This window comes from Nocardiopsis nanhaiensis (genome assembly GCF_054778635.1).
In genome coordinates, this window is the sequence record NZ_BAAGZJ010000018.1 from 16506 (window position 1) to 30447 (window position 13942).

The window sequence follows — 13942 nt, forward strand, 5'->3', positions numbered from 1 at the left end:
CGTCGTCGCGAGTCAGCAGCGGCGCTGTTCCCGACCGGGGCTGCAGCGGGTCACACGCCGGTCGGCAGACTGTCCGCCCACGGGGAGCGGACATCGGCGACCCACCGAAAGCCGACGTTGGCGGACGTGGACTCCGGGGTGTTCGACGACCTGGCCGCCACCCGGTAGCGGTGGCAGTAGAACGGGTGGCACAGGTACGAGCCGCCGCGCAGCACCCGCCGGTCACCCCGTTCGGGACCGACCGGGTCGACCGCGCGGGAGGGCCGTCCGGCGAGCGTGGCGTAGTAGTCCGCCGCGAACCAGTCGGCGCACCATTCCCAGACATTTCCTACCGGCTGCCACAGACCGTAGCCGTTGGGATGGTAGGAGCGCACAGGGGCGGTGAGCAGGTGGCCGTCGTCGCCCGTGTTCTCTACGGGGAAGTCACCCTGCCAGATGTTGCAGCACCACTGGCCGCCGTCGAGCAGCTCGCCACCCCACGGATAGCGCTGGGCCTCCAGCCCGCCGCGGGCGGCGCACTCCCATTCGGCTTCGCTCGGCAATCTGCCCCCGGCCCAGCGTGCGTAGGCTGTGGCGTCCCACCACGAGACCTGGACGACGGGATGCTCCGACAGCGCCTCGGCGTCGGACCAGCGCCCGTACGGGCGGCGCCAATGCGCTCCGCGCACGTCGAGCCACCACGGCGCCGCGTCGACGGCGCCGAGTACGTCGGAGTCCGGGCAGCTCCGAGCACCCGCAGGCACCGCAGAACTGCCGAACCGTTCGGCGTCGGTCTGGTAACCGGTGGCGGTCACGAACTCGGCGAACCGAGCGTTCGTCACTGTCACGGCCAACATCCGGAAGGCGGACAGCTCCACCTCGTGGACGGGTACCTCTCCGTCGGCCGGGTAACCCTCGCCGAACGCATCACCTTGCCGGAACCGGCCAGCGGGCACCGCCACCAGCTCATCACTGTCCGGTGCTGTACCCCGCGCGTGCCCGGGCCGAAGGCGCGGTGCCGACGACGTGCGCGGAGGAGCACAACAGGGGCGCTGCTCGTCGGCGTCCATCCCGTCGTCAGCCGTCCAGCTCGATGTCGACGCGGTGGATGCCGCCGCCGCGCAGCGGCCAGGAAACCGGGTAGTCGCCCACAGGGGACCCGGTCGTCAGCCCGATGTCGAAGGTCTCGTCGATGGAGAAGACCGCGGGCGGCGTGACGCTGACCCGGCCGCGAGCGGCCTCGGCCCCGTCGCACACGAGCACCAGCTCGGCACCGCGGCCCCTGCCGCCGCCGTCGTAGCGGTGGGTCACTTCCACCTGACGGCGTCCGTCCGGTAGCGCGGGTCCAACAAGATCCACCGAGTCGGCCTCGAAACTGCGATAGGTCAGCCGCACGCGGCCTTCGGTGTCGCACCACAGCGACCAGCCCCCGGCCTGCCCGCCCATCGTGGCGATCACCCCGCGCATGGGCGCCGGATCGACGTCGAGTACCGCACGCAGGTGCCACGAGCGCCCGAGCATCCGCGGCGCGTTGCTCTCCGGAACGCCGACGACACCGGCGTGGAAGGTGAAGCTCGTGCGCCCCTCGGTGAGGTTCGGCAGCTTGGTCCGTGACACCCGGGCATCGACCAGGGGCCGGATCCCGACTCGGTCCGCCTCCCGGTCGAAGAGTGCGCGAAGCTCGTCGAGGCGCTCGGGATGGTCGGTGGCCAGGTCCTGAGACTGGCTGAAGTCCGCGCGCAGGTCGTAGAGCTCCCAAGTGTCATCCTCGAACGCCCTGGCCGTCCCGGGCCGACCGACGGTCCATGGGACGCCGCCGTGGTGGGCCGACGCAAGCCAGCCGCGATGATAGATGGAGCGGTGGCCGTTGACCTCGAAGAGTTGGGTGTCGTGGCGCTCGCGGGCTCCGGCGTCTCCGAACGAGTAGATCAGGCTCGTTCCGTCCATGGGTAGCTGCCGCGTGCCGTCGACGGCGTCGGGCATGGGAACGCCGGCCGCCTCCAGGATCGTCGGCGCCAGGTCGTTGGTGTGCGCGAACTGTGACCGTAGGCCGCCCTGGTCGGTGATCCGGTCCGGCCAGGACACCACCATCGGGTTGCGCGTGCCGCCGAGGTGGGAGGCGATCTGCTTCATCCACTGGAAGGGAGCCGTCATCGCCCAGGCCCAACCGGCCGGGTACTGCGCGTAGCTCAGTGGACCGCCGATCCGGTCCAGCCCTTCGAGTTGGGTTTCGAGCGTCTCCTGCATGCCCTGCAGCGCACCCATGTAGTTGATGCTGCCCGGCGGTCCACCCTCGGCGCTGCTGCCGTTGTCGCCCACGACATAACACAGCAGGGTGTTGTCGAAGTCCCCGTTCTCCTTCAAGGCTGCGACGAGTCGGCCCAGGTGGGCATCGGTGTGTTCGAGGAACCCCGCGTAGACCTCCATCAGCCGAGCCGCGACCCGCTGTTCGTCGGCGTTAAGCGCATCCCAGGCGGGGATCTCCTCGGGTCGCGGGGTCAGACCGGTTCCGCCCGGGGCAACCCCTAGTTCCTGCTGGCGCGCGTGGATCTGTTCGCGCATCGCGTCCCAGCCGACGTCGAAGGCACCGGCGTAACGGCGGCTCCACGCCTCGGGCACGTGCAAGGGGGCGTGCGTCGCGCCCGGAGCGAGGTAGAGGAAATACGGCGTGTCGGGGGTCATCGAACGCTGCATCCGGATCCAGTCCACGGCGCGGTCCACGAGGTCCTCGGTGAGGTGGTAGTCGTCGCCCTCGGGACGTTCGATCGGTGTCGTGCCCTCGTACAGGGTGGGCTGGAACTGGTGTGTCTCTCCGCCGAGGAAGCCGTAGAACCGGTCGAAGCCCTGCCCCGTGGGCCAGCGGTCGAACGGACCGGCCTGAGAGGACTCCCACGTCGGAGTGAGGTGCCATTTGCCCACGCAGGCCGTCGCGTATCCGGCGAGCTGCAGCATTCGCGCGACGCTGGCGGTGTCGTCGCGGAGTACGCCGCGGTAAGCGGGATGATCGAATGCGGAGTTGAGCACGGTGCCAACTCCGGTGAGGTGGGCGTCGCGCCCGGTCAGCAGCGAAGCACGGGTAGGCGAGCAGATGGCCGTCGTGTGGAAGCGGTTGTAGCGCAGCCCGGTTTCCGCGAGGCCCTCCAGCGTCGGCGTGGCAATCGGACCGCCGAAGGTCGACGCCGCGCCGAACCCGACGTCGTCGAGCAGGATCACCACGGCGTTCGGTCGGCCGCCACCGTTGGGCTCGCCGCCACTCATCGCGTTCCGTTCTGAGCGCCGTCGGCCCGGCGACGGGCGTTGCGGGCCCACCCCTTGGCCACGCGAAGGTTGACCTGGGTCATCAGTGAGACCTCCATCGAGGCTCGTTTCTCGAAGAGCTCGGCGTAGCAGTCCTGGGCGCCCGGGTCGTCGGGATGGGACAAGAAGGCCCACTCGGCGATATGGCAGGCCAAGCGCAGGTCGGTCCCGGCAAGCTGCCGCGCACGGTTGACGAGCACGTCCACCCCGCCGGCGAGCGCGGCGATCTCGGACGCTTGCTGCTCTTGCCTCGCCGGCAGCAGGTGTGCCGGATAGCCGTCCCACCAGCCGCCGTAGCGGCGGATTACGTTGCGGCAGACGAACTCCGGCCGGTCGTAGACGGTCGGTAGGCGGGGATGGCTGGCGAGTTCGGCCGGCAGCTCGAGGCTCTCCACGATGTGATCAGGGAGCTCCCCCGCGTTGAGTCCGCGGACCGCGTGGTCGACGATGTGCCGCAGCGCCGCCGCCATCGTGGTCAGCTCGTCGCGGATCGCCTCCCTGCCGGTGACCAGTCGACCGTGGCCGGGGATGATGGCCACCGGTGCGAGGGCCGCCATTGCGTCGGCGGCGTCAGCCCATTCACTGGCCCAGCGCTGCACCTTCTTGGGGTTGCCGGCGTTGGGGAAGTACCCCGTCACCAGGTCCCCGGCGGCGATGACGCCGCGTTCAGGTGCCCACACCCAGACGGCATCGTCGGTTTCGCCCTTGGCGTGGTGCAGCTCGAATCTCTCGCCGCCGATCGTCAGGTCCAGCCGGTCTCCGGCGAAGGTCCGGGTCGGCCAGTCGAAATCGGTCGCGGACTCACCCGCCCAGGCCGGTCCGTCGTGATCGCCGGTCTGGCCGTTGATGCGGGCGTTGAGCCCATGGGTGAGCATGTAGCGCTCGAAATGCCCGATGAGGTTCTGATGAGCAATGATCTCCGGCGTCTCGCCCGCTCCGAGGAAGGCCCAGGCGCCGAAGGCGTGGTCGCTGTGGCCATGGGTGTAGACGATGGTGTGCAGGGGCTTGTCGCTTATCGCGCGGACGGACTCGAGCAGGGCGGGGCCGTCCCCGGCACAGCCGGAATCGACGAGGAGTAGGCCCTCATCGGTCTCGAAGAGGGCGACGTTCACCATGCCGGGCTGGATGTAGTGAGTCCGGGGTGCCGCCTCGATCACGGTGGGCTCGAAGCCCGAGCCGTGAGCCCGCGAGAACATGTTCCGGGCCTGTTCGGGGCTGAAGAGCCCGAACGCGGAGGAGGCGGACTCCAACTGGTTCGATGGGAAGGACATGAGACCCCTTGCATCCGGTCGTCTGGGACGGCACCGCAGGTTAAATCGCGTGCCCACCGGTGGACGGTGTGCGTCCCAGTGAGCAGGACCGAGCGGCCGGTGGAGCCGGAATTCGCGGAGAAGGCTTCCTACGCCATGGCCGCAGCGATGAGGTTCTGGCAGGTCAGACGAGGTTGTCCTCCACCGGCAGGCCGAAGGCGCCCTTCCCGTACAGCGCCAGCGTCCGCTCGGCGTCGTTGGCCACGTGCAGGCTGCCGGAGTGCGCGTCGCGCCAGGCGCGCTCGATGAGGTTGCCCCGGACCAGGGAGTTCCCGCCAGCGCTCTTGAACAGCAGGTCGATCGCCTCCAGCGCGCGCTCCGTGGCCCGCACCTGGTCCCGGCGGCTCCGGAGCCGCAGCTCCATCGGGATCCGCCTGCCTCCGACGGCGTGGTCGTAGACCTCGCTCAGGTTGCGCTCCGTCTGGAGGACCGCCGCGTCGATCTCCGAGGCCGAGCGGGCCACCGCGACCTGAGCGAAGGGGTCCTCGGCGAAGCGGCCCCCGCCGAGGCTGAGCCGGACCCGGTCGCGCATCGTCCGCACGAAGGCCCTGTGGCAGCCCGCCGCGGCGCCGACCACCGGGGCAGTGACGGCGGACGTGAAGACCGCCGCGAACGGGATCCGGTACAGCGGCCCGGTGTTGACCTCCTGACCCGGGCCGCGCAGTTGGGCCTGCTCGTAGTTGCGCATGGTCCGGTGTCCCGGCACGAACGCGCGGTCGACGGTGATGTCGTTGCTCGCGGTACCGCGCAGGCCGGGCGGGTCCCACACGTCCTCGATCCGGCAGTCCTTCCGGGGGACGAGCACGGTCACGAAGTCCTTGGGCCTGCCGCCGTCCCCCACGACCAGGCCACCGAGGAGCACCCACGAGGCGTGCTCGCAGCCGGAGGAGAAACCCCACCGGCCGCTCAGCTCGAAGCCGCCCTCGACCGGGGTCAGCCGCCCCACCGGCGCGTACGAGGAGGCGAGCAGGACGTCGGAATCCTCATACCAGACCTCCCGCTGCGTGGCCTCCGAGAACAGGCCCAGCTGCCAGGGGTGCACGCCCAGCACCGAGGCCACCCATCCGGTCGAACCGCAGACCCCGGAGATGAGCCTGACCGCCCGGAAGAACTCCACCGGGTCGCCTTCGGCGCCACCGAACCGCGCGGGTTGCAGCATCCGGAAGACACCGGCGTCAGCGAGCTCCCGCACGGTCTCCTTCGAGACTCCGCGGCTGTCGTCCGTGGCCCGGGCCCGCTCGTCGATGCCCGGCAGCAGCGCCTCCACCGCATCCAGGACGGAATCGCTCATGTTCGTGCCCCTCCGGGTCCCACTCGTCGAATCGGGTGCTCACACCGATGGTGGGGCTCCCCGGCCGACCGCGAGGAAGTTATCCCGACCACCGGGACCCCGTCCGCGCGGTGGCACGGCACCGGCCTACTTTGCGAGTCCGAGGTACCCGCTGCACTCAAGGGATGGGAGCGACATGACGGCGACGCGGTCCGACCAGGACGGAGTCCGTACCATCGAGGCGGAGGCGCCTCCGACGCGGTTCGCCCGCGGATGGCACTGCCTGGGCCTCTCCGAGCGCTTCAAGGACGGCAAGCCCCACCAGATCCGGGCCTTCGGCCGCGAACTCGTGGTCTTCCAGGGCAGTGACGGTACGACCAACGTGCTGGACGCCTTCTGCCGACACATGGGCGGCAACCTGTCACAGGGCACCGTCAAGGGGAACGAGATCGCCTGCCCCTTCCACGACTGGCGCTGGGGCGGCGACGGGCGGTGCAAGCAGATCCCCTACTCCCGGCGGGTCCCGCTGCGCGCCCGGACCAGCGCCTGGACCACCCTGGACCAGGACGGGCTGCTGTTCATCTGGAACGACCCCGAGGGGAACCCGCCACCGGAGCAGGTCGCGATCCCCCGGATCGAGGGCGCCGAGCGCGACGACTGGACCGACTGGGTCTGGAGCGAACTGGTCGTCGACGCCAACTGCCGCGAAGTCGTCGACAACGTGGTCGACATGGCGCACTTCTTCTACGTGCACTACTCCTTCCCCACGTACTTCAAGAACGTCTTCGAGGGGCACGTCGCCACCCAGTACCAGAACGGCGTCGGCAGGGAGGACGTGCGCCCGCCCGCCAAGAAGGGCGAGCGCACGATGCTCGGCAACACCTCCGTGGCCTCCTACCACGGCCCCTCCTTCATGATCGACGACCTGACCTACCACTACGAGGGCATGGACATCGAGTCGGTCCTGATCAACTGCCACTACCCGATCGACGAGAACCGCTTCGTCCTGCAGTACGGCGTGATCGTGCAGCGCCACGAGGAACTGCCGGGCGCCGCGGCGGACCGGACCGCCGCGAAGATGGCCGAGTACATCGCCAAGGGCTTCGAGCAGGACATCGAGATCTGGAAGAACAAGGCCCGGATCGACAACCCGCTCCTGTGCGAGGAGGACGGGGCCGTCTACCAGCTGCGCCGGTGGTACGAGCAGTTCTACGTCGACGCCGCAGACGTGACCCCCGCGATGGTCGACCGCTTCGAGTACGAGCTCGACACCACCCGGCCGGTGGAGGCCTGGCAGAAGGAGGTCGCGGCGAACCTCGCCCGCAAGGCCGGGAAGGACGGGTCCCACTGATGGCACGGACCGACGAACGCTTGGTGGACGGCGCCCCGATGCGGCCCCTGCGCTGCCAGCGGTGCGCCGCAGCCGTCCAGGTGCGCAAGTCCAGCTGGCATCAGACCAGCATCCAGTGGGACGCCGAAGCCGTGTCCGCGTGCCACGAACGGCGCGCCGCCGCCCCAGCCGGTGACGGACGCTTCGAGGCCTGCCTGGCACTGCGCGACTCGGTACGGGAAGCGGCGCTCAACGGCGAGGTCGAGGTGGTCGACGGATGATCGACAAGGACGTGTACGGCCCCTGGGCCGTGATCGCGGGCGGTTCCGAGGGCGTGGGCGCCTCGTTCGCCCACCAGCTCGCCGACGCCGGGGTGAACCTGGTGCTCATCGCCCGCAAGCCCGGCCCCCTGGAAGAGGTGGCCGAACAGGTGCGCACGCGCGGGGTACAGGTCCGCACGCTGCAGCAGGACCTCATGTCACCGGACGCCCTCAAGGCCGTCCGGGAGGTGACCGACGACCTCGAGGTGGGCCTGCTGGTCTTCAACGCGGGGGCCAACAGCTACGGGCACGAGTTCGTCTCCGGTGACCTGGAGGGCTTCCAGGGCGTCATCGACCTCAACATCACCTGCCAGCTCGCCCTCTCCCAGCACTTCGGCGCCCGGATGAAGGAGCGCCGCCGCGGCGGGATCCTGCTGGTGGGTTCGCTCGCGGGCTACATGGGCCAGGCGCACATGAGCGTCTACTCCGCGGCCAAGGCCTTCGGCCGTATCTTCGCCGAGGGCCTGTGGCTGGAGCTCAAGGAGTTCGACGTGCACGTGCTCGAGCTGGTCCTCGGCGTCACGCGGACGCCCGCCATGGAGCGGGCGGGGCTGCGAATGGACCTGCCCGGGCTCAACGTGGCCGAGCCCGAGGACGTGGCCCGCGAGGGCCTGGCCCACCTGACCGAGGGGCCCGTCTTGGTCGTGGGCGGGAACCGGGAAACGGCGGAGAAGCGCAGCGGCTTCCCGCGCGACCGGCTGATCGCCAAGGCACACGAGGCGACCAAGCGCCTGCTCGACCGGAAGCCCGGCTCCTAGCCCGGGCAGCCAGAGGCGTACGGAAGGAGGGCCGCCCGTTGGGCGGCCCTCCTTAACGGCACACCGTCAACCGGTGCGCTCGTCGTCCTCAGTGGCGGCGGACCGTCCGGCCCTGCGGCCGAAGAAGGTGCCGTCCCCCAAAGACGTGCCGCTGACGTAACCCTCGCCGTGCATCCCGGAGCTGGCCCGGCCCGCGGCGAACAGGCCCGGTACCGCCCGGCCGGACACGTGCAGCACCTGTCCGTCGACGGTGGTCCGCAGGCCGCCCAGGGTGAAGCCCGCGGCCCCCGTCCCCGCACCGGGTTCCCCCCGGCCGCCCGCGGCGAATCCGGCCCGGGTGTCGACCGCCGCGAAGGGTGCCTTGAGCGGCCGCAGCCAGGCGCGGCCCTTGTGGAAACAGGGGTCCTCGCCCCGCTCCGCGTGGCGGTTGTAGGCGGCCACCGTCGCCTCCAGCTCCCCCGCCGGGATGCCGAGCGACTGCTCCAGATCGGCGAGGCTCCCCTCGACGAAACGGGGCCGCACACCCCACAGGTCGCGTTCGGGTATGTCCTCGTAGCCCTCCTGATCGATGACGGCCCAGTACGGCCCCGGCTGGTTGCGGACCGCCTCGGTACTGATCAGCCCTGGGTAGACGTCCTCGTTGAGGAACCGCCGCCCGAGGCCGTTCACCAGCATCCCGCGGGCGATGAGCGCGGGCAGGACCTGCAGCGCGATCTGGACCGAGGCCATGCGCCGGGTCGCGGCGCCGACCGCCGTCGCCATCCTGATCCCGGAGCCGTCGTCGAGGCCCGCGCTGACCTTGCCGTGGCCCAGGAGCACGGGGGCGTGCTGTTCGAGCATCTCCTCGGAGTCGACGAAGCCCCCGGTGGTGAGGACCACCGCCTGCCGTGCCCGGTAGGTCAGCCGTTCGCCGTACCTGCGCGCCACCACGCCCGACACCCGTTCGCCGTCGACCACCAGGTTCGTGACCCGGGTGTCGGAGTGCGCGGCGGCCCCGGCCGCGGTGGCCGCCGCCACCAGCTTGTCCATGATCAGCCAGCCGCCGAAGGACTCGGCGGACGGCCGGTGCCCGCGCGGCACCGGACGGGCGAGGACGTCGTAGGGCCAGGCGTTCTCGCCCAACCACATCAGCCCGTCCTGCGTGGGCGGCATCCAGCTGGGCGCGTCGTAGAGGCTGTCGTTGAAGGCCAGTCCCCGGTCACGGAACCACTGGAAGTGTTCGGTGCTCCCGTCGCAGTACAGGCGCAGCTTCTCCCGGTCGGGGTGCGGGCCGAGAGCGGCCTCGAGGTAGGAGAACATGTCGTCCGCCGTGTCCTCGAAACCGCAGGCCCGCTGCACCGGGGTGCCGCCGCCGAGGTAGAGCTCCCCGCCGGACAGGGCCGAGGCCCCGCCGGGGCCGCCCGCACCGTCGAGAACGAGCACGTCCGCTCCGGCTTCCGCCGCCTCGAACGCCGCCGCGGCCCCCGCACAGCCGAACCCGACCACGAGCACGCCGCACTCGTGGTCGAACCCGCTGAGCGAACCGGCCGGGACGGGCTCGACCGGAGCCGTACTCATGCCGGAGGGCTGAAGGCCGCGAGCGGCTCGGACCCGGACCAGTCGTGGCCCCAATAGCTGTCGGCGGTGATCTCCTCCGACGTGTAGCCGGTCTCGTCGACGAGCATGCCCTCGGTGCCGTACTCCAGGTCCCAACCGCCCGGACCGCGCACGTAGAACGACACCATCTTGTCGTTCGTGTGCCGGCCCAGCGTGGAGGAGACGGAGAAGCCGAGCTCGTTCACCCGGTCCAGGGCGCGGCCGACGGCGTCGAGGATGTCGACCTCCACCATGAGGTGCACCAGGCCCGGGGGCTCGCCGTGCGGCGCGGGGCAGACCGCGAGGCTGTGGTGGCGCTGGTTGACGCCCATGAAGCGGACCCGCGGGGCCGACGCCTTCTTGTCGCCGATCCGGACGGACCCGCGCGGCAGGAAGCCGAGCACCTCCGTGTAGAAGGAGACCGTCTCGTCCGGGCTGGTGGTCGGGAGCACCACGTGCCCCATCCCCTGGGCGCCCGTGACGAACTCCTGCCCGTAGCCGGTGATCACGGGGCTGTGGTCGAGTACCGGGGTGTGGAAGACCTCCACGGGCGTGCCCGCGGGGTCGTCGAAGGCCAGCACCTGTTCGGCGCCCCGCTCGGCGGCCTCCTCGTCGGAGAGTACCTTGACCGGCGTGCTGGACGCCTCGACCGCGCGGCCCACCGCCGCGAGCGCGAACTGGTCGCGGACCTCCCAGCCCACCGCGAGGACGCGGTCGGTGTCACCGGGCAGCACGGCCAGCCGGTGCTCCCGCTCGTCCATCCGGAGGTAGAGGCCTTCCGGGTCCGGCCCCTTCCCCTCCGCGAAGCCCAGCGCGTCCACCAAGAGCTCGCGCCACCGTCCCAGGTCCCGTGTCTGGACCTTGAGGTAGCCGAGGCCGCGGATCTGCGTCATCGTGCATCCACTCCTTTGCTTTCCGTGTGTTTCACGTGTGCCGGGCGGGTCAGATCATCGAGCGCATCGGGCCCGCGGGGGGCTCGATGTCCAGGTCCGTCAGGGCGGACGCGTGGTACACGGCGCCCGGGACGTGGATGGCGTGCGCCTGGCCCGTGTGGACGTCGCGCCAGAACCGCTGGATGGGGTTGTCCATGCGCATCGCGTTGCCGCCGGAGCGGGCCACGATCGCGTCCACTGCTCCGACCGCCCGCCACGCGGCCCGGACCTGGGTGCGGCGGTTGGCCGCCCGCTCGGCGAACGTCACCTCGCGGCCGGCGGCGACGGCGTCGTACAGCCGCGAGGCGTTGTCGAGCAGCGCGATCCGGGAGGCCTCGATCTCGGCCGTCGCCTCCCCGATCGCGGACAGCACGTAGGGGTCGTCCTTGATCCTGGTCCCGGTGACCTGAACACGGCCCTGCTGGTAGGCGAGGTGGTGGGCGAGCGCACCCTCGGCCATCCCGATGAGCGCGGAGGTGATGCCCAGGGGAAACATGCAGGAGAACGGCACGTGGTACAGCGGGTTGGTCAGACCCGCCTCCTTCGGGGCCCTCCCCTCGACCACCTTCTCGTAGGGGATGGTCCGGTACTCGGGAACGAACGCGTCCCGGACGATGATGTCCTTGCTCCCGGTCCCGCGCAGTCCGGCCACGTCCCAGGAGTCGGCGACGATCTCGTAGTCGGAGCGCGGCAGGATCAGGTGCACCGACTTCGGCGGGCGGAGCGCCTCCCCCTTGTCGTCCCCGACGAAGCCGCCGAGGAAGATCCAGTCGCAGTGGTCGGTACCGGACGAGAACTGCCAGTGGCCGTTGAGGACGTAACCGCCCTCGACCGGGCGGGCCACCCCCATCGGCGCGTACGGGGAGGCGATCCAGGTGTTCCGGTCCTCCCCCCAGACCTCCTCCTGGACCTTGGGGTCGGCGAACGCCATCTCCCACGGATGCACGCCCACGACACCGGCGACCCAACCGGTCGAGCCGTCGAGGCTCGCTATCTTCATGACCGTCTCGGCGAACTCGCGAGGGTGGAGTTCGTGCCCGCCGTAGGCGGCGGGTTGCAGCATGCGGATGGCACCCGTCTCGCGCAGGACCGCGGCCGCGCGGTCGTCCAGCCTGCCGAGCTTCTCGTTCGACGGCCCGGCCCCGCTGATCTCTTCGGCGCGGCTGGTCACCGTCTCGATTACCTGGTTGGTCACAGCGAACCTCGTTTCTCCTGGAGGGCGATCGCGATCTCGATGAGCTGGTCCTCCTGGCCTCCGACGAGCCCGCGCCGCCCGGCCTCGAGGAGGATCTGGGCAGCGGGGACCCCGTACCGCTCCGCCTGGCGGTCCGCGTGCTTGAGGAAACTGGAGTAGACGCCCGCGTAGCCCATGGTCAGCGAGGGCCGGTCGAGCAGGCACTCACCGTCCATGACCGGCCGCACGACCTCCTCCGCGGCGTCGATGATCTTGAGTGTGTCGATCCCGGTCCGCAGGCCGAGCTTCTCCGCGACCACGGTGAACGCCTCGACGGGCGTGTTCCCGGCACCGGCGCCGAACCTGCGGGTGGACCCGTCGATCTGGGTGGCCCCCGCCCGCACCGCGAGCACGGAGTTGGCCACCCCCAAGCCGAGGTTCTCGTGGCCGTGGAAACCGACCTGGGCGTCGTCGCCGAGTTCGGCGACCATCGCGCCGACCCGGTCGCTTGTCTGCTCCAGGACCAGGGCACCGGCGGAGTCGACGACGTACACGCACTGGCATCCGGCGTCGGCCATGACCCGTGCCTGTTTCGCGAGCGCTTCCGGAGGCTGGCTGTGCGCCATCATCAGGAACCCGACGGTCTCCAGGCCCAGCTCCCGGGCCAGACCGAAGTGCTGCACGGCGATGTCGGCCTCGGTGCAGTGCGTGGCGATACGGCACACGCTCGCACCGTTGTCGGCGGACGCGCGGATGTCGTCCTTGACACCGAGCCCGGGGAGCATGAGGAAGGCGATCCTGGCCCGCTCCGCGGTCTCGGCCGCGGCCCGGATGAGGTCCTGTTCGGGGGTGTGGCTGAACCCGTAGTTGAACGAGGAGCCGCCCAGGCCGTCTCCGTGCGTCACCTCGATGACCGGCACGCCCGCGCCGTCGAGGGCCGCGACGACCGAACGCACGTGGTCGGTGGTGAACTGGTGCTGTTTGGCGTGCGAGCCGTCCCGGAGCGAGGAGTCGGTGACCCGGATGTCCAGTTCCGCGCTGTAGGGCATGTCCACGCTGTCAGGCATGGCGGGGTTCTCCTTATAACTAGGCGGAGGTGCGCGCGGAGCCGGCGCGCCGCGCGAACCCCTCGCCGACCTCGGTCGCAGCGGCGGTCATGATGTCGAGGTTCCCGGCGTAGGCGGGCAGGAAGTCGCCCGCGCCCTCCACCTCCAGGAAGATCGCGACCCGGGCGTGGCCCCCGCTCACGGCTGAGGGTTCGTCGAACTGGGGCCGCGCGCGCAGCCGGTACCCGGGCACGTAGGCGGCGACGGTCGCGACGATCTCGTCGATCGACTGCGTGATCGCCGTGTGGTCGGCGTCGGGCGGGATGGCGCAGAAGACCGTGTCCCGCATGAGCATGGGCGGCTCGGCGGGGTTGAGGATGATGATCGCCTTGCCTTCGCGGGCCCCGCCGATCCGCTCCAGGCCCCGGCTCGTGGCGATGGTGAACTCGTCGATGTTGGCCCTGGTCCCAGGGCCCGCCGAGGGGGAGGCGACGCTCGCGACGATCTCGGCGTAGGCGACGTCGGTGACCCGGGAGACCGCGTGGACCATCGGGATGGTGGCCTGGCCGCCGCAGGTGATGAGGCTGACGTTGGTGCTGTCGCGGTGCTCACCGTGGTTGACCGCGGGCACGACCGCGGGACCGATCGCCGCCGGGGTGAGGTCGACGGCGGGGATGCCGAGCGCCTCGTACTTGGGCGCGTTCGCCCGGTGGACCGAGGCGGAGGTCGCCTCGAAGACGAGCCCGGGGCGCTCGCTCCGGCCGAGGAGCCAGTCAGCGCCCTCCGCGGACGTGGTGAGCCCTTCGGACTCGGCGCGTTTGAGGCCCGGGCTCTCCGAGTCGGCCCCGATCATCCAGCGCGGCTCGACCAGCTCGGATCTGAGCAGCTTGTACATCAGGTCGGTTCCGATGTTCCCCGAGCCGATGATGGCGGCGGGCACCTTGGTCATGG

Annotated in this window: 12 protein-coding genes; 3 read left to right on the forward strand and 9 right to left on the reverse strand. The window is 70.6% G+C overall.

Translation table 11 applies throughout. The features are described from left to right. Positions 1 to 50: 50 nt before the first annotated feature. From ACYVD1_RS11090 to hsaA, 4 genes are all read right to left on the reverse strand, one after another. Positions 51 to 941 (reverse strand): formylglycine-generating enzyme family protein, encoded by an 891-nt coding sequence (locus ACYVD1_RS11090; RefSeq protein ID WP_460771007.1) that lies wholly within the window; start codon positions 939 to 941, stop codon positions 51 to 53. A gap of 115 nt (positions 942 to 1056) precedes the next feature. After that, the gene (locus ACYVD1_RS11095; protein ID WP_460771009.1) at positions 1057 to 3237 is read right to left on the reverse strand and encodes an arylsulfatase; all 2181 of its coding nucleotides are present in this window, start codon (positions 3235 to 3237) and stop codon (positions 1057 to 1059) included. Further along, entirely contained in the window at positions 3234 to 4547 is a 1314-nt protein-coding gene (locus ACYVD1_RS11100; RefSeq protein ID WP_460771011.1) for an alkyl sulfatase dimerization domain-containing protein, read from the reverse strand. The genes ACYVD1_RS11095 and ACYVD1_RS11100 overlap by 4 nt, the downstream gene beginning before the upstream one ends. A 163-nt stretch (positions 4548 to 4710) precedes the next feature. After that, positions 4711 to 5877, reverse strand: coding sequence for a 3-hydroxy-9,10-secoandrosta-1,3,5(10)-triene-9,17-dione monooxygenase oxygenase subunit (gene hsaA / locus ACYVD1_RS11105; RefSeq protein ID WP_460771013.1), 1167 nt, complete (start codon positions 5875 to 5877; stop codon positions 4711 to 4713). Positions 5878 to 6052: 175 nt separating this feature from the next. Between hsaA and ACYVD1_RS11110 the strand changes: the two genes are divergently transcribed. The 3 genes from ACYVD1_RS11110 to ACYVD1_RS11120 are packed head-to-tail and all read left to right on the forward strand — an operon-like array spanning position 6053 to position 8264. Beyond that, the gene (locus ACYVD1_RS11110; RefSeq protein ID WP_460771016.1) at positions 6053 to 7207 is read left to right on the forward strand and encodes a Rieske 2Fe-2S domain-containing protein; all 1155 of its coding nucleotides are present in this window, start codon (positions 6053 to 6055) and stop codon (positions 7205 to 7207) included. Beyond that, on the forward strand, positions 7207 to 7467 hold the full coding sequence (locus ACYVD1_RS11115) for a ferredoxin (RefSeq protein WP_460771018.1): 261 nt from the start codon (positions 7207 to 7209) through the stop codon (positions 7465 to 7467). The genes ACYVD1_RS11110 and ACYVD1_RS11115 overlap by 1 nt, the downstream gene beginning before the upstream one ends. Continuing rightward, positions 7464 to 8264 (forward strand): SDR family NAD(P)-dependent oxidoreductase, encoded by an 801-nt coding sequence (locus ACYVD1_RS11120; RefSeq protein WP_460771020.1) that lies wholly within the window; start codon positions 7464 to 7466, stop codon positions 8262 to 8264. The genes ACYVD1_RS11115 and ACYVD1_RS11120 overlap by 4 nt, the downstream gene beginning before the upstream one ends. Positions 8265 to 8330: 66 nt before the next feature. Here ACYVD1_RS11120 and ACYVD1_RS11125 read toward each other — a convergent pair whose 3' ends face one another. Genes ACYVD1_RS11125 through ACYVD1_RS11145 form a run of 5 tightly spaced genes read right to left on the reverse strand, consistent with a single transcriptional unit; the run spans position 8331 to position 13940 of the window. Beyond that, a complete protein-coding gene (locus tag ACYVD1_RS11125) occupies positions 8331 to 9821 on the reverse strand; it encodes an FAD-dependent oxidoreductase (protein WP_460771022.1) in 1491 nt (496 codons plus the stop codon). Continuing rightward, positions 9818 to 10732 carry a VOC family protein gene (locus ACYVD1_RS11130; protein ID WP_460771024.1) on the reverse strand — a complete coding sequence of 305 codons (915 nt, stop codon included), beginning with the start codon at positions 10730 to 10732 and terminating at the stop codon, positions 9818 to 9820. Before ACYVD1_RS11130 ends, ACYVD1_RS11125 begins: the two co-directional genes overlap by 4 nt. Before the next feature lie 49 nt (positions 10733 to 10781). Further along, the gene (locus ACYVD1_RS11135) at positions 10782 to 11966 is read right to left on the reverse strand and encodes an acyl-CoA dehydrogenase family protein (protein ID WP_460771027.1); all 1185 of its coding nucleotides are present in this window, start codon (positions 11964 to 11966) and stop codon (positions 10782 to 10784) included. After that, complete coding sequence (gene dmpG, locus ACYVD1_RS11140) at positions 11963 to 13012, reverse strand: 4-hydroxy-2-oxovalerate aldolase (RefSeq protein ID WP_460771031.1); 1050 nt, start codon at positions 13010 to 13012, stop codon at positions 11963 to 11965. Before dmpG ends, ACYVD1_RS11135 begins: the two co-directional genes overlap by 4 nt. Positions 13013 to 13031: 19 nt before the next feature. Next, positions 13032 to 13940 carry an acetaldehyde dehydrogenase (acetylating) gene (locus ACYVD1_RS11145; protein WP_460771033.1) on the reverse strand — a complete coding sequence of 303 codons (909 nt, stop codon included), beginning with the start codon at positions 13938 to 13940 and terminating at the stop codon, positions 13032 to 13034. Between the last annotated feature and the right edge of the window lie 2 nt (positions 13941 to 13942).

Bases quoted from the DNA above. Each gene is read 5' to 3' on its own strand.
- ACYVD1_RS11145 (WP_460771033.1), bottom strand. From the start codon at position 13,940: ATGACCAAGGTGCCCGCCGCCATCATCGGCTCGGGGAACATCGGAACC.
- ACYVD1_RS11100 (WP_460771011.1), bottom strand. From the start codon at position 4,547: ATGTCCTTCCCATCGAACCAGTTGGAGTCCGCCTCCTCCGCGTTCGGG.
- ACYVD1_RS11115 (WP_460771018.1), top strand. From the start codon at position 7,207: ATGGCACGGACCGACGAACGCTTGGTGGACGGCGCCCCGATGCGGCCC.
- hsaA (WP_460771013.1), bottom strand. From the start codon at position 5,877: ATGAGCGATTCCGTCCTGGATGCGGTGGAGGCGCTGCTGCCGGGCATC.
- ACYVD1_RS11125 (WP_460771022.1), bottom strand. From the start codon at position 9,821: ATGAGTACGGCTCCGGTCGAGCCCGTCCCGGCCGGTTCGCTCAGCGGG.
- ACYVD1_RS11110 (WP_460771016.1), top strand. From the start codon at position 6,053: ATGACGGCGACGCGGTCCGACCAGGACGGAGTCCGTACCATCGAGGCG.
- ACYVD1_RS11120 (WP_460771020.1), top strand. From the start codon at position 7,464: ATGATCGACAAGGACGTGTACGGCCCCTGGGCCGTGATCGCGGGCGGT.
- ACYVD1_RS11130 (WP_460771024.1), bottom strand. From the start codon at position 10,732: ATGACGCAGATCCGCGGCCTCGGCTACCTCAAGGTCCAGACACGGGAC.
- dmpG (WP_460771031.1), bottom strand. From the start codon at position 13,012: ATGCCTGACAGCGTGGACATGCCCTACAGCGCGGAACTGGACATCCGG.
- ACYVD1_RS11095 (WP_460771009.1), bottom strand. From the start codon at position 3,237: ATGAGTGGCGGCGAGCCCAACGGTGGCGGCCGACCGAACGCCGTGGTG.